The sequence below is a fragment of the Geotalea toluenoxydans JCM 15764 genome, from assembly GCF_001311985.1.
Taxonomy (GTDB): Bacteria; Desulfobacterota; Desulfuromonadia; order Geobacterales; family Geobacteraceae; genus Geotalea; species Geotalea toluenoxydans.
Genome location: NZ_BBCJ01000019.1, coordinates 23,128 through 42,928, shown reverse-complemented (window position 1 = coordinate 42,928; position 19,801 = coordinate 23,128). Strand labels below are relative to the sequence as shown.

The 19,801-nt window shown below is 55.3% G+C and carries 19 protein-coding genes and 4 pseudogenes; 10 read left to right on the top strand and 13 right to left on the bottom strand.

The window, feature by feature from the left end:
• Positions 1-79 precede the first annotated feature (79 nt).
• Positions 80-1,714, top strand: coding sequence for a methyl-accepting chemotaxis protein (locus JCM15764_RS13250; protein ID WP_054696494.1), 1,635 nt, complete (start codon positions 80-82; stop codon positions 1,712-1,714).
• A gap of 227 nt (positions 1,715-1,941) precedes the next feature.
• Here the strand turns inward: JCM15764_RS13250 and extKL are convergent, their stop codons facing one another.
• The 8 genes and pseudogenes from extKL to JCM15764_RS13215 form a co-directional block, all read right to left on the bottom strand.
• Positions 1,942-3,294 (bottom strand): multiheme c-type cytochrome (seleno)protein ExtKL, encoded by a 1,353-nt coding sequence (gene extKL / locus JCM15764_RS13240; protein ID WP_279384441.1) that lies wholly within the window; start codon positions 3,292-3,294, stop codon positions 1,942-1,944.
• Positions 3,295-3,350: 56 nt separating this feature from the next.
• Complete coding sequence (gene extJ / locus JCM15764_RS13235) at positions 3,351-3,668, bottom strand: selenite/tellurite reduction operon protein ExtJ (protein WP_054696489.1); 318 nt, start codon at positions 3,666-3,668, stop codon at positions 3,351-3,353.
• Between the two features lie 50 nt (positions 3,669-3,718).
• Positions 3,719-4,039 (bottom strand): hypothetical protein, encoded by a 321-nt coding sequence (locus JCM15764_RS13230; RefSeq protein WP_243688966.1) that lies wholly within the window; start codon positions 4,037-4,039, stop codon positions 3,719-3,721.
• Between the two features lie 75 nt (positions 4,040-4,114).
• Positions 4,115-5,319, bottom strand: a pseudogene (gene extI, locus JCM15764_RS13225) (selenite/tellurite reduction operon porin ExtI).
• A 66-nt stretch (positions 5,320-5,385) separates the two neighbouring features.
• Positions 5,386-5,772 (bottom strand): hypothetical protein, encoded by a 387-nt coding sequence (locus JCM15764_RS23645; RefSeq protein WP_243688965.1) that lies wholly within the window; start codon positions 5,770-5,772, stop codon positions 5,386-5,388.
• A gap of 62 nt (positions 5,773-5,834) precedes the next feature.
• Positions 5,835-6,152, bottom strand: coding sequence for a hypothetical protein (locus tag JCM15764_RS23640; protein WP_243688964.1), 318 nt, complete (start codon positions 6,150-6,152; stop codon positions 5,835-5,837).
• Positions 6,153-6,160: 8 nt separating this feature from the next.
• Positions 6,161-6,760 (bottom strand): rhodanese-like domain-containing protein, encoded by a 600-nt coding sequence (locus tag JCM15764_RS23635; protein WP_243688963.1) that lies wholly within the window; start codon positions 6,758-6,760, stop codon positions 6,161-6,163.
• A gap of 222 nt (positions 6,761-6,982) precedes the next feature.
• Positions 6,983-8,407: a rhodanese-like domain-containing protein gene (locus JCM15764_RS13215; protein WP_054696483.1), complete on the bottom strand. Its 1,425-nt coding sequence runs from the start codon at positions 8,405-8,407 to the stop codon at positions 6,983-6,985.
• A gap of 185 nt (positions 8,408-8,592) precedes the next feature.
• Here JCM15764_RS13215 and JCM15764_RS13210 point away from each other — a divergent pair, with 185 nt between their 5' ends.
• The 4 genes and pseudogenes from JCM15764_RS13210 (at position 8,593) to mobB (ending at position 10,666) form a co-directional block, all read left to right on the top strand.
• Positions 8,593-9,531 (top strand): LysR family transcriptional regulator, encoded by a 939-nt coding sequence (locus tag JCM15764_RS13210; RefSeq protein WP_054696480.1) that lies wholly within the window; start codon positions 8,593-8,595, stop codon positions 9,529-9,531.
• Positions 9,482-9,712 (top strand): annotated as a pseudogene (gene mobA / locus JCM15764_RS28455) (molybdenum cofactor guanylyltransferase); the annotation flags it as partial. The gene JCM15764_RS13210 and the pseudogene mobA (JCM15764_RS28455), both read left to right, overlap by 50 nt.
• A gap of 65 nt (positions 9,713-9,777) precedes the next feature.
• On the top strand, positions 9,778-10,143 hold the full coding sequence (gene mobA, locus JCM15764_RS23625; protein WP_369412327.1) for a molybdenum cofactor guanylyltransferase: 366 nt from the start codon (positions 9,778-9,780) through the stop codon (positions 10,141-10,143).
• An 11-nt stretch (positions 10,144-10,154) separates the two neighbouring features.
• Positions 10,155-10,666 (top strand): annotated as a pseudogene (mobB, locus tag JCM15764_RS13200) (molybdopterin-guanine dinucleotide biosynthesis protein B).
• 149 nt (positions 10,667-10,815) lie between these two features.
• Here the strand turns inward: mobB and JCM15764_RS13195 are convergent.
• The 5 genes and pseudogenes from JCM15764_RS13195 to JCM15764_RS13175 all read right to left on the bottom strand — a co-directional run bounded on the left by JCM15764_RS13195 (position 10,816) and on the right by JCM15764_RS13175 (position 14,774).
• Complete coding sequence (locus JCM15764_RS13195) at positions 10,816-10,998, bottom strand: putative signal transducing protein (protein WP_054696476.1); 183 nt, start codon at positions 10,996-10,998, stop codon at positions 10,816-10,818.
• A gap of 61 nt (positions 10,999-11,059) precedes the next feature.
• Positions 11,060-11,459, bottom strand: a pseudogene (locus tag JCM15764_RS13190) (hypothetical protein).
• 224 nt (positions 11,460-11,683) lie between these two features.
• Entirely contained in the window at positions 11,684-12,862 is a 1,179-nt protein-coding gene (locus JCM15764_RS13185) for a vWA domain-containing protein (protein WP_054696473.1), read from the bottom strand.
• A gap of 3 nt (positions 12,863-12,865) precedes the next feature.
• Complete coding sequence (locus JCM15764_RS13180) at positions 12,866-13,924, bottom strand: hypothetical protein (protein WP_054696470.1); 1,059 nt, start codon at positions 13,922-13,924, stop codon at positions 12,866-12,868.
• A gap of 49 nt (positions 13,925-13,973) precedes the next feature.
• Positions 13,974-14,774, bottom strand: a complete 801-nt coding sequence (locus JCM15764_RS13175) for a DUF72 domain-containing protein (RefSeq protein ID WP_243688962.1) — start codon at positions 14,772-14,774, stop codon at positions 13,974-13,976.
• A 310-nt stretch (positions 14,775-15,084) separates the two neighbouring features.
• Between JCM15764_RS13175 and JCM15764_RS13170 the strand changes: the two genes are divergently transcribed.
• From JCM15764_RS13170 to JCM15764_RS13150, 5 genes are all read left to right on the top strand, one after another.
• Positions 15,085-15,375, top strand: coding sequence for a hypothetical protein (locus JCM15764_RS13170; RefSeq protein ID WP_054696467.1), 291 nt, complete (start codon positions 15,085-15,087; stop codon positions 15,373-15,375).
• A 224-nt stretch (positions 15,376-15,599) separates the two neighbouring features.
• The gene (locus tag JCM15764_RS13165) at positions 15,600-17,057 is read left to right on the top strand and encodes a Shedu immune nuclease family protein (protein ID WP_243688961.1); all 1,458 of its coding nucleotides are present in this window, start codon (positions 15,600-15,602) and stop codon (positions 17,055-17,057) included.
• 349 nt (positions 17,058-17,406) lie between these two features.
• The gene (locus JCM15764_RS13160) at positions 17,407-17,919 is read left to right on the top strand and encodes an AraC family transcriptional regulator (RefSeq protein WP_243688960.1); all 513 of its coding nucleotides are present in this window, start codon (positions 17,407-17,409) and stop codon (positions 17,917-17,919) included.
• A gap of 82 nt (positions 17,920-18,001) precedes the next feature.
• Complete coding sequence (locus JCM15764_RS13155; RefSeq protein WP_054696456.1) at positions 18,002-18,565, top strand: hypothetical protein; 564 nt, start codon at positions 18,002-18,004, stop codon at positions 18,563-18,565.
• Entirely contained in the window at positions 18,486-19,727 is a 1,242-nt protein-coding gene (locus JCM15764_RS13150) for a hypothetical protein (RefSeq protein WP_243688959.1), read from the top strand. Before JCM15764_RS13155 ends, JCM15764_RS13150 begins: the two co-directional genes overlap by 80 nt.
• Positions 19,728-19,801 lie beyond the last annotated feature (74 nt).

The window sequence follows — 19,801 nt, the reverse complement described above, 5'->3', positions numbered from 1 at the left end:
AATATGTAAAAAGGCGGTATGGCGGCTCAATCTTTGGCTGTCCGCACTCTCTACTAACACTGCAGCAAGGAGCCTCATTATGAATTTTCTTCGGAATGCTCGTCTCAGCAGAAAACTGGTATCAGGCTTCGTTCTGGTAGCCTTTATAGCCGGGATCGTCGGCTTCATCGGAACGTCGAAGATAAATACACTGGCACATGAGGCCGAACAGATGTTCACTTACAACACCGAGCCCCTCGGGACCTTCGGCCTGGTGGGAATTGCCTTCCAAAAGGCACGGGTAAACGTCCGGGGCATGATCCTCGACGACAGCCCCCAGCGGGCGCAGGCCAACGCCAAAACCATCGCAAAGCTTTACGGGGAAATCGACGAACAGTTGACGGAATTTGAAAAGACCCTGGAAACCAGCGAAGGGAAAAAGCAGTTCGCCATCCTTCGAGACCTCATCAAAGAGTATGGCCCGGTACGCGACGATATTGTCACGGCAACCCTTGCAGGCGACCGTGAAACCGCCCTGGATATCATGCGGACCCAAGGGCTTGCCTATGAGCGCAAGATCGATGAAGCGATCAAAAAGGTTTTCGACATGAAGATTGCGGTGGCAGAGCAACGTAACGAACTGAATGCAGCCACGGCCCGCAGTGCAACCATACAGATGGCCGTCTTCGCCATTGCCGGCATGGTCATCGCCGTTATTTTCGGCCTGTTCATGGCGCGGCAGATTACCGCTCCTCTCCTGAAAGTGGTCGAGTTCGCCCGGGCCATCGCCCAGGGAGATCTGGCCCATCACCTCCATATGAACCAGAAGGATGAAACCGGGCAACTGGCCGACGCAGTGAACACCATGGCCGATCGTCTCAACCGCCTCATTGCCGGCGTAGCCGATAACGCCACCCAGGTAGCGGCGGCCGCAGGGCAACTCACCGCCAATGCCGAGCAGATGGCAACAGGGGCCGAAGAAGTTGCCGCCCAAACCGGCACCGTTGCCACCGCCAGCGAGGAGATGGCCGCTACCTCGACGGAAATTGCCGTTAACTGCTCAACCGCAGCCGAAGAGGCTCGCCGTGCATGCGATACAGCAGGTAAAGGTTCGGAAGTAATCAGGCATACTGTCGGTGAGATGGCCCGAATTGCAGAGCGGGTTCGTGAGACAGCAAAAACGGTGGGGGGCCTTGGCACCCGTAGCGACCAGATCGGCCAGATTATCGGTACTATTGAGGATATTGCCGATCAGACGAACCTCCTGGCGCTGAACGCCGCCATTGAGGCAGCCCGGGCCGGCGAACAAGGACGGGGCTTTGCAGTAGTGGCGGACGAGGTTCGGGCTCTGGCGGAACGGACCACCAAGGCGACCAAGGAAATCGGCGCCATGATCAAGGCGATTCAGCAGGAGACGAAGAGCGCCGTCACATTCATGGAACAGGAGGTAAATGAGGTGGAGCGTGGCACTGCCGAGGCGGCAGAGTCTGGTAAGGCGCTTGAAAAAATTCTGGAGCAGGTAGGGAGCGTTACCATGCAGGTCAATCAGATGGCTACTGCCGCCGAGCAGCAAACCGCCACCACAGCCGAAATCAGCGGCAACATCCAGCAGATCACCGACGTTGTTCAGAGTACGGCGCGGGGCGCCCAGGAAACTGCGGCTGCGGCCCGCCAACTCTCCAACCTCTCCAGCGAGCTTCAGCATCTCATCGGCCAATTTCATCTGGCATCATAAAACCACCGACACTATTACGAGGCCACCCCCTGGGGCGGCCTTCTTGTTTACACATTTCCGGGAGTGGGCCGTACTCCTGGTCGAGCTGCAATTTTCCCTATCTCCGTCGTCTCTCGCTTTGCACGCGTCCCCTGGATTCCCACGGGCATTCTGTCCATCGAAGGCCAAAAAAAAGGCCGGCGAACGGTTCGCCGGCCATTACAAGGAAGGAGGTACAACGATTGTTGCTACTTGCCGCTCTTGCTGATGCTGATTGTCTTGCTCGCTTCGTGCCAGAGGAACGGATCGGTTTTCTTTGTGCCGAAGGGGAGATACCAGAGCTGAACGGTCACATCCAGGTCGTAGGCGGTCGGTTTGTTGACAAATTTGCCGTCAACCTCCATCTCCTCAAGGGGGAACATGATGTCGAATCTTTCATGGACCGTTTTCCCCGGCGGTAAGCCGGTATCCTCGATGATGCCGCTCTTCTCGTAGGGGCCGCGCCCCATCCGGTCACCCCGGCCCAATTGCTGCGGAACCGGCATATAGATTTTTTCCTGGTTGAAAACTTCCTTGCCATCCTTCGTTTTTGCTATGACCGACAGAACCAGTCGGTTGGGGGTCGGTCAGCCATCGGGGATGGAGTGTCCGGCTCGGTTGGTCATTTCCACCTTGACCACCGCCTTCGGCTTAATTTCAGCGCCGTCGCGCCAGTGATAGCCGTAGGATTCCATCTTGAAATCCACCGCTGCCTTGGCCATGGCCGGATCACGGTAGGACTGGATGTTGTGGCCGAGCTTGCTCTTCTTCATGTGGCATTCCTGGCAGCTCTCCTGACCACCTTCCGATTTGTAGGACCAGAGATAACTGCCGTAGGAAGTACAGCACTGGGTCGGCTCATCGAGCTCCATATTCGGACCCATACCATGGCATTGGCCGCACTGGATCGATTCGCTCATGATGGGGCTGATTGCCATCTTGGGAAACTTGTCCGAAGGATGATCACCGTCCTTCGACCCGTAGACCACTCCCGCCTTGGGATAGCCGTCCTGCCACTTGTGGGTGATGGCATTGCGATTGTGGCAGACCAGACAGTTGATGTTGACACTCTTGAGTTTGTCTTCCTCGCGCTTGGCCGCTGCCTTGTCCTTCTTCTTCAGGGCATCCTTCCAGCTGTAGAGGGTGCTGACTAGCTCCTGGGCCACCGAGTCTTCGGCATCGGACAGCTGCGGCAGGTGACACTTGGCACACCCCATCAGGTGCTCCACCTTGACGTCCTTCGGGCTCTTGACTCCCGAATAGGGCTGTTCCATAAGGCCATTCTCGATGGCGGACATTATGGTCGACGCCGTTCTTCCCGTTCCGTAAATGGAGCGCGAATGTATGGACTTCTGTGCTTCGTCGTGTTTATCCTGATGGCACTCGATGCAAGAGCTGGAGTCGTACATCTTTGCCAGTTGGGCAAGGGTTTTCGCCTTGCCCGATTTTGCGACAATAGTCTCCTGCAAGCCGATTCCCGCCTTGCCGCCGGCAGATGCCGGGCCGGCCAGAAGGGCAGCCGCCGCAAGAAGGACCAGGGCGCCAATTGAGCATTGGTTCATCATATTCTCCCCATAAATAGATCATACGCTGGGTGCAAAGCTTTTTTCTACCGGTTTCAGCATCCCTGGAGCTCGTCGCCGGCCGATTCGCTGATGGTCATTTTGCTGTCGGCCTTGATCTTTGCCGCTTTGGCCTTGCCGAATTTCAGTACGATCACGTTTCCCTTGACGTCGACAACGGTGGGGGACCCACCCATGGCCTGAACAGAGTCACCCTTCTTCACCCAGGCGGGGAGTTCTTTTTCTACCGTCACCGACACCTTTTCTCCGTCGATGGCGGTTACCTTTCCGGTAACGGATCCGGCAGCAAAGGCGGCCGTCGCAAAGGCGGCCAAGGCGAAGATGGTGGCCAGTTTCGTAATCATTCTTTTCATTACAAATCTCCTTTAGGGTTAGTAGTTGCACAACCCGATGCCCGGAATAATCATTCCAGGGGCTGTGCCCATTCTATGCGAACTTGCGGCTTGTTGTTTGTTTGAGATGTGCCGGTAATCTTCTGGTTTGACACCGCCGTTTCAGCGGCTTTTCCCATGGGATCCGCCTCTGCCGCGCGGGAGGAAGGTGATTCGGCTGTCGATGCTCTGTCTTCCTGATAGCTGATGCCAACGATCGTGCTGCTCGGTTCGTCCAGGCGCAGTGTCTGCACATTGCCGGATCGGTATTCTATGACCATCTGGTCTGCGTGGGCGGCGCCTCCTGCCAGAGCCATGCAGGCAAAAAGGAGTGCCCGGATTTTCATTCTCATCGCTTTCCTTCCCATGCTTCCCGAGGAAGCGAATCTAAAGCGGCGGTCCGGAGACCGCCGCCTTGTCCGGAATTATCAGAATATCAGCTGCAGCTGGGTGACGAAGCTGGTGAAGTCTTTGCTCGTCAGTCCATTAACGGTCCCTTCGTTGTTAAAGTCGGTGCGGGATAGTTCCATGGTCAGCTTCAGGTTTTGGCCACGGAAGTAGTAATTGGCGCCGCCACCGTACCAGTCCACTTTCTGGTCGAAAATGTTGTTGAGCGATGCGAACCGCCACTTCTCATAACGGCCGAAGAACTGCAGCGGCAGGTTGGGGAGCATGTAACCGGCCTTGGCGTACCAACGTTCTTCTGCCCATTGATACCAATGACCCCAGCGTCGGGGCTGGCGCCTTTATAGGCGTCATCCAGATCCACATCTTCATAGGCAGCGGATGCGGTGACGGTGCCGAGTCCTTCGAGGGGATACTCGAAGAAGCCGTCAACAGTCCAGGCCTGGTAATCCTTCTTGTCGGTCCTGGCTACCGTATCGCCATAGGCGATCTCCGGTTCGAACTGATAGGCGCCGCCGACGGTCAGGACCTTCTTTTTCCCAAGATAGGTACCCTTGTAACCGTAATCATTCTCGGGATCGAGCAGGGATACATGGCCGCGGAAGGAGTAGCGGAAGTTGGAACTGGGCGAGGTCTCGCCGGACACGGCCTTACGCCCTTCCATGGCATCGATGCGGTACTGGAAAATGTCGTCGAACAGGTTTCCCCACACGGCTACACCGGTGTCGCGGGTGGTGGTATAGGCGGTACGAATAAAGAGCGACCGGTCGAGGGTCAGTGGCATTTCGCAAGCTTCCAGGTTCTCACGGGAAAGGTTGTACTTGAATTTACCGGCATTCAGCCGGAAACTGTCATGGAGTTTGAAGCGCATCACCGCGTCAAGGAGCTGGAATTCGGTTCCCTGATTGGCATTGGCGACACCGAGGGTGGTTATGTTCTGGTCCTCGGTGAATTCGGTCTGGACATAGAGGCTGAGCATGTCGCCGTATTTGCCCATCAGTGCCAGCCGGTTTCGGCGGAAGTTGAAGTTGGTGGTGGTATCGTCGTTGTTCTCACCCGATCCGGTGTCCCGGACCGTCATCTGGAATTGCCCCTTGTAATCGATCTGAAGAGCGCCTTCCTCGTTGGGGCCGAAAGTCATCCGCGGCCCGGCAAAGGCGGTGCCGGCAACCAGAAGCAATCCGGCAGCCACTGTCGATATTTTCCCTGCCTTGGTAATCTTTATCATGCATGCACTCCTTTTTTGTCAGGTTTCCCTCCTGCCGGGGCAGGAGGTGTCACGCTTTGCCACCGCTCAGCATCCGCCGCCGCCCGCCGAGCCACCACCGCCGGATGTACCGGTAACGGTGCTGCGATATGCCCGGTCGGCCGCTTCGAGCTGGTCACCATCGGCAAAGCTCGGCTCCACACCCAGGACCCGTGCGCTATAGTCGACAATGGTGAAGGCCCGGTCCACGTTCCAGGTGAGGTTGTCCATGAGGCTGGTGGTATCCCAGATGGAGCCCACCTTCAGCTTGCCGCCGGCATTGGCCCCGTTGACTGCGGTGTGGTCGGAAGAGGCCATCAGGTTCCACTGCCCCAAAGAGCCGTCATACCATTTGATGTCCACATCGGAATTGTAGTAGGCGATGCCATCCAGGGCGAAATAGGCCTGGGAAGCGTTGTTGCCGGCGCGGCACATGGTTATGATCGTTTTTGCCGCGCTGCGATTGGCGTCGCCGATGGTCGTAACATTATCGCTTCCTACTGCCGCACTGATGGCAGCACGTATCTCGTCGCAGTCTTGAAGGTCACCCCGGTCACCACCCCTGCCAGCGGAAAGCGATAGGAGCCTTTTACCGCTCCGTCAAAAGGGGTATAACCCGTAGCCAGCAGGTCTGTCGTGGCGGATATTTGCGTAGCGGGGCGCACGGTATCGAGGATGTAGACCTTGTCGGCATTGCCGCCAACGATCCCCTTGACGTGGGCGATCATCTCCCGGAGGGAGACGCGCATATCCGTATTGACGTTGGTGGTGCCATTCTGGGCAACTCCGTATGAGGATTTCTTGATGCCCGGCACGGCAGAGGTCAGAGCGAAACCTGCGGCAGTCCACGCCGCGTTGCCCCCCTGCAGGACCTTGATGCGGTTTTTGGGGAATCCCCAGTAGCGGAAGGTGGCATATGCCTGGTCAGATTGAGGGGAGCAGTGCCGCCGGTGGTCAAGACGATAGTCGTATTCCCGTCAATGCCGTAGTTCTGGATCAGGCTATCCATGGCGGCACCGCCGAAGACCATGCTGCCGGTGGCATCCAGTGGTCCCTCGGGCCGGGTTTCCTGAAAACTGTTGGCGGCATTGGCGCCGGCGATGAGCTGGGCGCCGGGAATGTGACCAACGGTGTAGTAGGTGTTTGTCATATTGTCCGCTGATGTTGCCGCAGGATTGCTGGTTACGTCCAGAACCACCACCCGGTCATAACCGCCGGTCTTGTTGACCAGCCCTGCTTCTGACCACTGCTTCAGATCTGAAGCCTGAATCAGGGCGGTAGCGGTTTTCGTCGTCACCGCATCGGTGGACGGATTTTCATACCCGCTCGTCCCGCAGCCCCAGATGGTAAGTGCTGCTATTGCAAAAACGCCCAACAGCGAAACCAGTATCAATCTGCTCCTGTTCATCACCTTTTCCGACATACAACCTCCTTTTGTGAAATCAATTTATCTTTCCTGTCATCAAAAAAACATCACCCTCCTTTACATATTTAATGGCTTCTACAACTTCACCATTGCAATTCAGACGCCATCCGACCCTAGCTGTATCGGAAATTATTAATTTTATTACAATGATTAATTTTCATTGCCTCTATGCTTTATACGCATAGCTGGGCCACAAGGGACGTCCTTGCTTTAACTACCTCAATCCTTGGTAATGGAATAGCTCCCGCCTTTCTCGAAGGTCACCTTACCGTTGAAATATCTGACGTTCATGTACCCCAGGTCTTTCAGCATGTTATAGGCTATTTCCGCCTGAGTCCCGGTATTGCAATGGAGGATGATCGTCTTGTCCCTGGGCAGTTCCGCCTGGCGATCACGAAGCTCCATAAGAGGAATGGCAATGGCGTTTTTCAGTTTGCCGACACTAACTTCCGCCGGAAGCCTGACATCGACAATGGCAAAGCCGTCAGGCAAAACCGCCGCATACTGCTTGAATAGGTCCAGGGCCACCTCGCCCGGCTTCAGCTTCGGTATATAGACGATCTTGGCTGACCGTTTTCCGGTTTCAGTGGGAAATCCCGCAGACTCCCAGCCTTTGAAGCCGCCGGTCAACACTTTCACGTTGCTGTAACCGGCCTTGATCAGCGCCCTGGCAACGGTTACCGCCTCCCTGTCCTTACCGGCATCATAGAGGATGAGCGGCGCTTTCTTCAGTTTCAGATCAAGCCCCTTTACCAGGCGCTTCGCCTGGCCGGCCGGAAAGCTGATCGCCCCATTGATGAACCTGTTGGTGCCGGTTGAACGCACATCCAGCAGCACGTGGCTCATATCCTTGTCCAACCAGGCCTCCTTCAGCGACTGTGGAGTCAGAACGGCGTAATGCTTCTCCGTCCACCCCGGCATCCCGTCCTTGTAAACCTTGATGTTGCCATAGCCCAGCTTTTTTGCCTTTGCCGCCGAGCCGGGGCTCATGTTGCAAACGGGACCGGAGCAATAAAAGATGAGCAGGGCCTTTTTATCCGCAGGCAGCAGTTTTTCCGCCATTTTGTCGAAGGCGGGGAACGGCAGATTCACGGCGCCGGGTATTGCCCCCTCCTGGAAACGCTGGGCAGGTCGGGAATCATAGAGAAAATAGCCCCCCTTTTCCGGCCCGAGCCTGACCAGTTTCTCAAGCTCAGATGTCGAAATGAGCATCTCCGCGGGCAGTTCCACCGGTGGCTTGGCAGTCAATTTAACGGCAGTCTTTGCGCCATTTGTTTGACTGAATTCCACCCTGATCTCATGTCCTTTTCTGATCAGGTTGTTCTGGAGCAACTCCCCAGAGCCGGTTTTGCGCTGCTCATTGACCACCTGAATGGTGTTCTTGTCGAAATTGAAGATCTCGACCCGGTCGTCCAACTTCACCTGAAGCATTTTCGCCTTGAAAGAGACGCCATCCAGATAGCCTCGAATGACGTTATTCCCTTCGGGCTTGTGGCAATTCATGCAGATCTTGCCCATGACCGGCCTTGCCGGTGCAGCAGGGGTTTCCGCAGAGACAACTGCTGCCGATGGCATTGCCGCCCCCCCTATGCCAAGCAAGGCAGTCAGAGTAACGAACTTCTTTTTATTAATACGCCCCCACATACAACCTCCATTTCTATTTGTACTATTTGAATCTTTTCGCCAAAGAATGGCGGGCGTTGTCTTCGTCCAGTGAACAAGCAACTTTAGACTTGTAATCTACCGGAATATCTGCAATATATTCAAACGAAACATTCTCATCGGCTCCATGCGCTTTGCGCATACACCGCATTCTACAGGCAAAAACCGTGGATTTTACCTACCTCAAAACACTTCTCGTCCTGGCCAAGGTGGGCAGTTTTTCCAAAGCCGCCCTGAACCTGTGCGTCACCCAATCGGCTGTATCCAGAAGGATTCAGGCTTTGGAGGAGCACTACGGCCAACTGCTGCTGGAACGGTCGGGACCGGTCCTGAAACCGACGCCGGCCGGATTGATCCTGCTGGAAAAAGCTCAACAGGTGCTGAACATAGAACGGGAGATACTGGAGGAGCTTCAGGCGCAGAAAGGACGTCGCAAGATCAGCTTTTGCTGCACGTTCCCCTTTGGCACGAGCTATCTGCCGGGAATTCTCAAAGATTTCATGGCCAATCATTCCGAAACCAGCGACCTCAAATTCGTCTTCGAGATGCCCGAAACGGCTCTGCAGGGACTTAAGGAGGGGATATTCGACCTGGCGCTGATCGAATACTGTGAGGACCTGAATCTGGGAGCATTCAAGGCATATTCCTTGCCAGAGGATGAGATGATCTTCGTCAGCTCACCAAACTTGGGACTGTCCACTCCCTCTGTCGATATCGAATTGCTGCTCGGGGAACGGCTTTACTGCAAGAAGGCCGGATGCTGCGCCAGGCGATTTCTGGACAAAAGCATGCTGGGGCTGGGGAAAAACAGCACCGACTTTGCTAATACAGTCTTTTTCGACGACATTCCGTTCATCATCGACGAGGTCGTGGCGGGGCAAGGAATAACCTTCATCTCCCGGAGCATGGTGGCTAAATATCTGGAAGAGGGTTCTCTGGTGGCCCACCACGCCACCGGTTTCGCACCAGCCAGGGCCCGCAGCCTGGTGTTGAACGAGCAGCACAAGATCGACCCCATCCTGCTCGACTTCATCCTCGGTATTTATCGGGCACTGGATGTCGACCCACCCGAATCACTTGCCACGGCTTATCTCACTGCCTCATAGATCACAGGCTGCCATTGTGGAAAACACATTTCATCACTCAGTGACCGGCGTCGTTCTTGCCGGCGGGAAAAGTCGCCGCATGGGGCGGGACAAAGCATTCATCCCCATCGACGGGCTCCCCATGGTGGAACGGATCATCGGGCTCTTTGCCGGCAGATTCGCCGCTGTCCTCGTCATCGGTGGGGAAGCGGAACGTTTTGCAGGATATAACGTCCGCCATCACCCGGATATTTACCCAGCTGCGCCCTGGGAGGGCTCTACACCGGTCTATACGTCGCCGAGACTCCTTACATCTTCGTCTCCGCCTGCGATATCCCCTACCCTTCAGGCATGGTCATGGACCATCTCCTCTCCCTGCGCCATGGGTTTGACGCGGTGGTCGCCGAGAGCGACAATGCGCTCCAGCCGCTGTTCGCCATCTATGGCAAGGGTTGTCAGGAGGCAATGCGCCTGCAACTGGAAGATGGTAATCCCTGCATACTCGACCTCTTTCCCCGAATCACCACCCGCACCGTAACCCCGGCGGAGCTGGCCTCCATAGCGGGAGCGGATCGGTGTTTCTGCAACCTCAACACCCCGGAAGACATGCAACAGTTACAGATAAAACAGTAAGCGAGGTCCATATGGAAAAAAGAGCTGTTTCTTTCGTGGCAAAATCGGGAACCGGCAAGACAACCCTGCTGGAAAAGGTCATTGCCGAGCTGAAACGGCGCGGATACAAGGTGGGGGTGATCAAGCACGATGCCCACCGCTTCGACATCGATCATCCGGGAAAGGACAGCTACCGGCTAACTGCCGCCGGCGCCGACACCATGCTCATCTGTTCCCCCCAGAAACTGGCCATGGTCAAGCAGCACGAAACAGCCCCCACCGTGGAAGAGCTGGTAGCAACCTATTTTGCCGACGCAGATATTGTTATCACCGAAGGATATAAAATGGGAGGGATGCCGAAGATCGAGCTGAACCGGAAAGAGCGGAGCGAGACCCTCATCTGCCGGGGGGAGAACAACGACCCGACCTGGTGGCCGTTGCCAGCGATCAGCCCTTGGCCCTGGACGTGCCGGTGCTGGACCTGAACGATTACCTTGCCGTGGCCGATTTTCTCGTGGAGCGGTTTATCAGGGATACAAAGTGATGGGAAAAGGGTGGAGGGTGAGTCTGGATGTTACCCCCTCCTTGATGGGAGGGGGCGAGGGGGAGGGTGAATTGAACTCCTTCGAAGCAGAAGATCTCTCCCTCTCCCCAACCCTCCCCCATCAAGGGGGAGGGAGCAAACTGAAGTATTCAATTCCTAATTTCCTTGATCAGCTCATTGGCCTTGGGCAGGTCCTCCTCGGCCACCTGCACCTGGAGCGACAGCCCCTTTTCCGGTTCCCGGGAGAGGAAATATTCTATCCCTTCCGCCTTCAGCACCTTTTCCACCCGCGCCAGCTCTTCTTCGTTTTTCGGATCGTAAAATTTTACCATGGCGACACACCTCGGTTTTTCCTTTTAGTGTATCACCCCGGCGGCATATTCCCATAGATGGTCAACCTCCGGTCAATTCCTGCAGCAGGTAGATCTTCGGGTTCAGGTCCCGCACCACCAGGATGATCTCCGCAACCGTTCCTCGTCCACCCCCTCCTCCAGATCCGTCTCCTGGAAAAGGGGTACCCCTTGGGCAGTGGGGAATAGCTTCCGTCCCGCAGAAGAGACACATCCACCATGTCGTTGACTCGCCCTTCCGCTTCCCATGGGTCACGATAATTGAACTGGCGGGCAACCACGTGCAGTCCCATGCCATTGCCGAAGACACCCTTAACCTCGAAGGAAAAGTCCCGCGGAGCGCCATAGCTTTCAGAGCGGCCGGCCCTGATCATGGTCTCTGCACCCGCTTCCCGCAGCAGCGCTTCCACCGATTCTGCGGACATTGGTTGATATTCTTCCATGGTTTATCCTTTTCTGCCCTACAAATTTCCGGCGGTTGTCGTGGCTTCGGGAGTGAGTGACCGAGCCGCAGCGGCGAGCGGACATCCGCCAGGAGATGAACAGGGCATTACCCTGACAAACTACCATTTCGGACGAGAGGATTGAGAGACGGCGCAAGGTCCGCAGCTGCGGCGACCGAGCGAATGGACGAAGTCACGGCAACCGCCCACGCCACCACCTAATTTCAGATATCCAGCCGCAGTTCCACTCCCCACGGCACCGGCTTTTCCCCCTCTTTGGTGAGGACCCACAGGGTTGGAAACTCCATGGTATCCGGCGCTTCGCCGAATCCGTCGGTAAGATAGATGACCGCCGCCGGTCGCGGCTGCAGGGCGCGGGCATGATCGAAGAGGGGCCGCAGGTCGGTAAAGCCGCCGCCGTGATAGCTCTGCACCACTCCTCTGCCGCTCAAGTGTTCGATCTTCCGGATGCGGCTGTTGGCATAGACCACAGTGATGGTTGTTTCCCGGCCGCGGGCTATCTGCTGCAGCTCCCGCGCGAAGGCTTCCCGCAACACGGACGCATTGGTGGAATCGCTCACATCCACCCCCACCAGCAAGTTGAGCTTGCGATGCTTCCTGGTTCCCGGCGTCGTGTGTTCGAAGCGGCGATGCTCGCGGCTCCAGGTCGTCTGCCGGCCAGCCCGCCCGGCGGTGGCGATGAACTGGCGCAGCACCTGTTTCCAAGGGATAGGAGAAGGGTTCAGGTATCCTGCGACGACTTGGCGCAGCTCAGGCGGCACCGCCCCATCAGCAGCCTTCAGCGCCCCATTGACCAGCCCCCGCACCACTTCCTCCCCCAATTTGAAAGGCGTGCTGTCCGCTTCATGCCAGGAGGCATGGCTGTCGATGGTGGCGCCCCTGTGGCAAGCTGCTTCCTCCCTTGCGTCCGGCCCCGCATGTCCCCCCCTGTCCTGTGCGGCATTACCGATACCGCCTCCGGCCAGGTTCCCCATATCAAAGGGGGAGGTGAGGCGGGCGTAATATTCTTCGGCAGCAAGACCATCGGGCTGACCATACTGGGCCGGATATGCCGCTTCCGCCGGCAGACCTTCGATCCCCGGATTGACCGCCAGATCGCAGGCCATATCCCAATCGTGGCCGTTGCGCCCCTTGCGCCGCAGCATGTGCAGATGTAGGACATGCACGACCACATGCCGCAACAGCCCCTCCTGCTCCATGGGCGTGAAGGTAGCCAATTTCTCGCCGTTCACCGTCAGGACCGGCAGGCCCGAACGGATGGTCACCCCCAGCGGCTCATTGCAGGCCATGCTTTCCCGGCGGAAATTGAGGAGGAACTGCCCGTAGAACGGATACTGCTTCAGCAGGCGGATGATGGCATTTTCCAGGACCCGATCGGTCACCGTCTATGCTTCCGCGCTCATGGCACGGATGGCGTCCAGCACCACCGTATCGTACTTGTCCTGGCTGATGGCAAGAGCCACGGGGGGGATCTTGAGCAGAGATTTTATGGTAGCAAAGCGCATGTCGCGAGGGAGGCACGCCAGGTAGGCAACCAGATTTTCTTCCTGGGGGAGCGTCAGGGAGGGTGATACCTGGAGCAGGCCCAAGAGCTCGTTCATGGTCGCCGCCTGGGCATCGTCCCGCTGCTTGCAGATGGCATCAACCACTGCCGGCCAGTTATCAAGCACCTCCGTTGCCGGTACCGGCCGCCCTGCCTGGTCGACACACCAGCGCAGGAAGGAAACGGCTGCCTCCTTGCCAATGATACCGGCATAGACCTCCATCTCCAGTTCGCGAGGGAGACGACAACGCCGGCGCAGGGTGCTGACCATTTCCCAGCCACGTTCCGTCGGCTCCACATCCATATCCAGCGCACTCCCCTGCCGGGCCAGGAAAGCGGGATTGCCGGCAAGAAAGCCCCGGACACTGCCGTCCAGTTCCCTTGCCGTGGCATAGCGGGCCCAGCACTGGTAATCGCTCTCCACATAGAGCATGACCATACGGTCGATCAGAGCCCGGTCCAGGGTCGCCACCTGGTAAGTGCCGTCGGGGGGATTGATGGTAACCACCACCTTGTGGCGCAGTCCCAGTTTATGGGTATGCAGGGCGCGTTGCTGCCCCTCCGCAGGCGGTTCGACAAACTGGAAGATGGCCTGCAGGGTATCCTCCTGCTGGGCACGGTTCAGCTCGTCGCAATGGATGATCGTCTCCGCTCCATCGTCTTCCGGCCACCAGGAAGGGCACGACCAGTGCATCACCGTCCCCTCCCGGTAGGGAATCCCCACCAGGTCCCCAACCTCCATCTGCCCCAGGCGAAGGGGCACATAGCTGCGCCCCAGCTCCCGGCACAGCTGGATAATGCCGGCGGTCTTGCCGACGCCGCGATGGCCGACCACACAGGGAGTGAGATCGGTCTTGGTGAGAATTTCCTTGAGAACCGTTTTCATCTGCTCAACGTTCATGACTTTCTTCTTCCTCTTGCGTATGCAGGTAACTGGGAAAGCTTCAACATTAAGACACAAATTGCCGCGATTTTCCAATGGATTTTGCCTGCCGCGGCCGGGAGGCAGGCGTTGAAACTTTCGAAATATTCAATATCTCCGCCAGCCGCACAGCGTTTTTCGGTGCGAACCCGAGGGCATCGTTATTGTAGAAAATGAACACATCCCGCCCGTCTTTGAGATAGCCCCGGATCCGTTCCGCATCAAGAGCGATTTCCTCATCGCTATAGTCGGCGGCATAGTCCCCCCCATGGCCATGCCGGCGCAGATATATGAAGTCGGCTGTCGGCGCCCATTCGTATAGATACTGGGGCCAATCGGCCAGACAGAAGGCCGCATTGTGGGCACGGCAGAGCTCCACCACCTGATCGTTAAACCAGCTTTCATTGCGGAACTCGAAGGCATGGCGCACCGGGTAACGGTCCAGCAACTCAAGGAATCGGCTAAGTCGTTCCAGATCCAGGAAAAAGGAGGGCGCCAGCTGCCAGAGCACCACCCGCAGCTTGTCGCCCAGCCCCGCTGCCGCCTCAAAAAAACGCTGCAGGGGTTCCTCAACCTCTTTCAGCTTTTTGATATGGGTAATGAAGCGGCTCCCCTTGATGACGAACTGGAAATTATCCGGCGTTTGTTCCCGCCAGTGCTGGAAAACCGAAAGCTGGGGCAGCCGGTAAAAGGTGACGTTCAGCTCCACGGTAGAGAAGACGGAGAAATAATGGGCAAACCAGAGCCGCTGGGGCAGCTTTTCAGGATAGAAATTTCCGCGCCAGTGGTTGTAATTGAAGCCGCTGCAGCCGATCTGTACCTTGGCCATGGGGTTCCTCCCGTTAACTTTTCTTACCTATGGAAAGTCTAACATCCTTTGCCGTGGGCACAGCTAATGAGATGTAGCGATTGATAAAAGTTCATAATGGTTTTATCTTTAGTCGTGGCCAGGCTTTCTCTTTCATTGGCTGTGAAAATGTTTACCGTCATCAACCATACGAGCATTGATCACGCTGATCCTTTCAGAGGATACGAGGCAGTGGTTCATGCCCCTTGACTGATGAGCAATCGCTATCACCGGCTGGCCGAGCGCATCATGGCCGGGGCCAAACCGGCACAGCCGATAACTTCCGGGAAACATGCCCCCCCAGCTACCCCCCGAAGGGACCATCATCGCCATCGATCCGGACATCCCGCCGGAAAACCAGCTGGTCTTTTTCGAAGTGGAAAACGGCAACAGCAGCGACCTCAGATGGTCGCTGAATGGACGTCTACTGTCGGCCGGGGAGGAAGGACGACGCTGGAAGCCTGCTGCGGGCAGATATGAGCTGGTGCTTACGGATGAGCGTGGGACAAGGCATGACAGGGTTTCGTTTCAGGTGCGTGGGGGGGATGTGGGGGAATTTGGGGCAGTAGGTTTGAGTTGCTGATTGGGTGGTGGTAATGAAGAGCTAAAAATGTTACAAGAAGGACGGCTAATGAAGCAAAAGAACTTTAACCACCGCCCGCCTGCTTAGGGGTATCTTGTATAGAAAAACCATTTACATCTATATTGGGCGATATAGATGTAGATGGCGCTAGTTGCTCAATGACTAGTTGAACGATCACTTCTTCAAAGACAAACCTTAATTGATCAAGCTTCTCTGCGGAGGGAATGATGCCGGAAAACCTAGTTATTGAAAGCAGTATCCCTATAATACCCGCTTTGCAGGAGAGGACAGAACCAGAAAACCCTTGGGAACCTGTGATGTTGGTGGAAGAGGACACAGAGCCGCCTTCTGTCAGGGTTTATTTCGTGGCGATCAATGAAGATTCGCTAGCTGAGGGGCATTCATGGAGTGAGGCCAATAAGGATAAAATTCTTATAATCGAAATTTTTCAAAGTTTTGTCGTGACCTATCCGATTAACGTTCGCAGAGACAAACCTGACTATCTTCAACCGAAGTACGGTCGTATAACAAGTTTGACGTTGGACTGGTTCGACCAAGGCTGGATAGAGGAGCCTGAAGCAGTTAAAGAAATGTTGGAACACTTCCCAGAAGGTTTTTCAAAGCAGTTTCAGTATGGCCTTGGGCTAAAATGGGAATACCGCTTTCTGATCGAAAGCATAGCAAACATTGAAGGCATAGAACATATTGTTTTCTCCAAGACCGAGATAACGCGAGCGGAAGGTGATATCTACTTTTTTAACATGAGAGATTACCAGACCCTGCGGCGTACAATTGATAACATTTCTAGGCGATATCAAAGGGAAGCACGCGGCGACAAGCTGTTGTTGTGTTACGCAAATATTCTTCGTAAACACGATCCTCAAAAATACCCGATACAGACAAAGAGGCCTAAGGCGGGTGCCATCTATGAATTGTTAAATTCTTTGGATAACAAGGTTAAGCTTGGCAAAAGAGATCAAGAATCAATGATCCGCTTGGTTCAGGGTAATAAAGAAGAACTTGTGAAAGATCATCACAATGCATTGCTCCAGTTAAAAACAGATATTGAATCTGTCACATTGGGTCAGATTATTTCCACTATTGAAGAAATGCTTTCTAAGAATTTGTCCGAGACTCACTGGCAAAAATTCTTCATGGATAACAGCTTTGTCCTCACTCTCGCATTTTCTTATCCCGTCACCCTAGTTCAAGATCAGGCCCATGTCGGAGGAGCCGACATTCGTGGCATTGGCACCAAAATCACTGATTTCTTAGTTTCGAATCGATTTACCGGAAATCTCGCAGTCTTTGAAATCAAGAAGCCAGACTCAGCTCTCCTCAGCAGCGTCGAATATCGTACAAATCTCTTTCGAAATAGCAAGGAATTGGGCGGTGCGATTGCCCAAGTACAAGACCAAAAATTTCAGTTACAGAACAACTTTACTAATTTGGCATATCAATCGGGGTGGAATGACTTTCACGCATTCAACGTTCAATGCGTTGTGATCATAGGTAGATCCCCAGCAGACAACCATGAAAAGAAATCTTTTGAGTTTATAAGACATTCTCTCAAGGATGTGCAGATCATCACCTACGATGAGATGCTGGATAAGGTCAGGCAAATTCATCAGTTGTTTGTTGCAGGTAAAGCGAAGGAGGAAGAAACACAAGACTTGTTTTAATGACATTGCGAGGTAAATCTAAGTGCAATTGCCGCAAAGAACAATTCAACCCTTATAAGCCCCCCGTCCGTCAAGGGCAAAAATAGACCCTGACGATTTTGGGGACAAGTAAAAGGGTCGCGTCTAAGGTCATTGCTCCTAAAGTCGACAGATTTATAAACGTTTCTCAAATCGGCAACGACAAGCTTCTTTTAATCTATCAGAAGAACAAAATCGGGTATTCTGCCACCTATTCCATTGCTGGATTTTCACTCCTTGATCTAAAGGAACTGCCAAAGACACAATATGTAAATTCGCCTGAGGTATAGACGCTACAGCCCCTGCTGGCATACCTATGAGAGGTTACTGCATGAAAGTAGAAATAGTCACATTTCCTGAAACAAAAGTTGCTTTTATAGAGCATCACGGCCCACCGGCGCTCGAACACGAGACTGCGCAAAAGCTGATCGCGTGGAAGCTCGAAAACCGTCTGCTGGATCAGTCGAAGTACCGTAACTATGGACTTCACTACGCCGACCCGCGTAACACGCCGGCGTCAATGCACCATGTGGATTTCTGCCTCTCGGTGGAAGAAGACGTCGGCCCCAATCCTTACGGCATCAGGAAAAAGCTGATCCCGGCCATGCGTTGCGCCCGCGCAAGAAACGTAGGGTCCCGCTTGAACAACCAGGCCGCCGGCTATATCTATGAAACGTGGTTGCCTCAAAGCGGCGAGTCGGTCGGTGATTTCCCGATGATATTTCACTATGTGAACGTGGGGCCAAATGTGAGGGAAGAAGAGATGATCACGGATGTTTATCTGCCTTTAAAAGTGATGGCGTGCCGGCCCTGTACACTCGACCCTTTAAAGCATGCTCTGTAAGATCTGCCCGCGCTGCCTCCCCACCTTGAGTGAAAGAAGAAACAGGGGCGGCCGGCAAAGCTGCTCCCCAAAAGGATTGCCCATGACCAAGACAAACATTCTGAACGCATTGGCCCTACTCATCATCCTTCCGCTCTTCCTGGCACAAAACGCTGCTGCCGGGGAGCGGTACGGCATCCGCACCTGCACCGTACAAGAAGTCCTGGACTCCGGCGGTTATTCTTTCATTCGCTGTCGGGAGGGGTCACGGGAAACTTGGCTTGGGGTTTTGCTGACACGGCTGGATATTGGCGAGCAGATATCGTATCAGGATTGTCCCCCTCTACCGAACTTCCGCTCCAATAGCCTGGACCGTTTATTTCCGGAAATCCGATTCGTTCCCGGAGTCTCCCGGGCCGGCGAACCGCCTGTTGCACCCACGGAAGTCGAAACCATAGCTCCCGAGATGGCTCCCTCATTTAATCAGACTGACTTACCCGTAGCCCCCGAACCGGCTCCCTCCTGGAATCCGACTGGCGTATACGTAGCTCCCACGAGCGCTCGCTCCCGGAGTCAGACCGACGTGTATGCCGGAACAGACGAGAGCGGCACGCTCGTCTTTACGGACGATCCGGCCAAAGCCCCAGGGGGAGCAAGAAGAAAATAGTCGAGCAGCAGCAAAACCATTCAAGGCCAATGAGGACACACATGCAAAAACACCTGATCGGCATCTTATTATCGGCAATCTGCATCGGCGGATGTGCCCACACCCTGCCCCCCGCGAGGACCTGACCCAGGCGGTCACGAAGAGCTTCTCGGCCCCGGGGTTCAACTACAGCTCAAAAAGCCGGATCACCGATTTGACCCTGCCCGAGAAAGTGCCGTCCGTAACTCCGTCCAAGAAAACCAAGCTGGCGCTCGAGACGGGCGTCGAGGTGATCCGCAGCCTCTCCATCAACGTGGATGGGGCCGTGGACATGAAGGCAAAGAAGTCCCAGGTGCTCTACGCCCTGCGCTACGACAGGGACAACGTGGAATTCGCCATCAAGGTGCCGATGCTGGTGGATTACGGGACACAGACGGTCTATGTGGGCACTTCTATCTACACAACAGTCCTGGAAACCCTCTTCCCGCAGGCTCCATCAACCAAAGGGAAGCTGGTCCGCATCGACCTCAACAAACTTTTGCAGGAAGGAGCCGCCAGGAAACCCCAGCTGGCCAACCTTGTCGGCCTTGATCTCCTCAGCGGAAAAAACATGGATTTGATCAACGAGGCCATCAAGGCTGCCGTGCTCAAGGAACTGCCGCAACTTAAGGATAGCTGCTTCAGCGATCAGGCCCTTTCCGACCAGGACAAGCAGGCAGGGGTGACCCGGCGCATTCGGGTGCAGCTGGGCTATGCAGAATCCGTCGCCTTGGGGTTGGGAGCTATGGCCAGTGTCGCCGAGGCGCTCCATCAACAGGAGATTATCTCCAACGACATCTACAACGTCCTGCTTACCTTCACCGACCCGAAGATGATGGGTGATGTCATGGAAAAATTCTCCCTGACTGCCCGCTTCGATGTGGGCGTTGCTTCGTCGGGGCATGTGTCCTTTGTGGAGGGGCAATACGACGTGGCTGACCGGAAGGGGCTCTATCGCGTGGGAATCGCCAATGTGAGCACCTTCAGCAATTACGGCGCACCAAGCTTTACCATGGCACCGGGACAGGACAATGTCGTAGACTTCACCGAGCTTCTCAAAGCAATTGCCGCTCCGGCCGCCGAAAACGAAGCCGATGATGCAGCCACAAGCCCGGAAAAAGACCATGAAACAAGGAACACTTAACGATGACCCTGATTTAGCTGCTTGACCAACAGGGCCATTCCTTAGAACTTCTTGACACCATGGTCCCCGGGGTA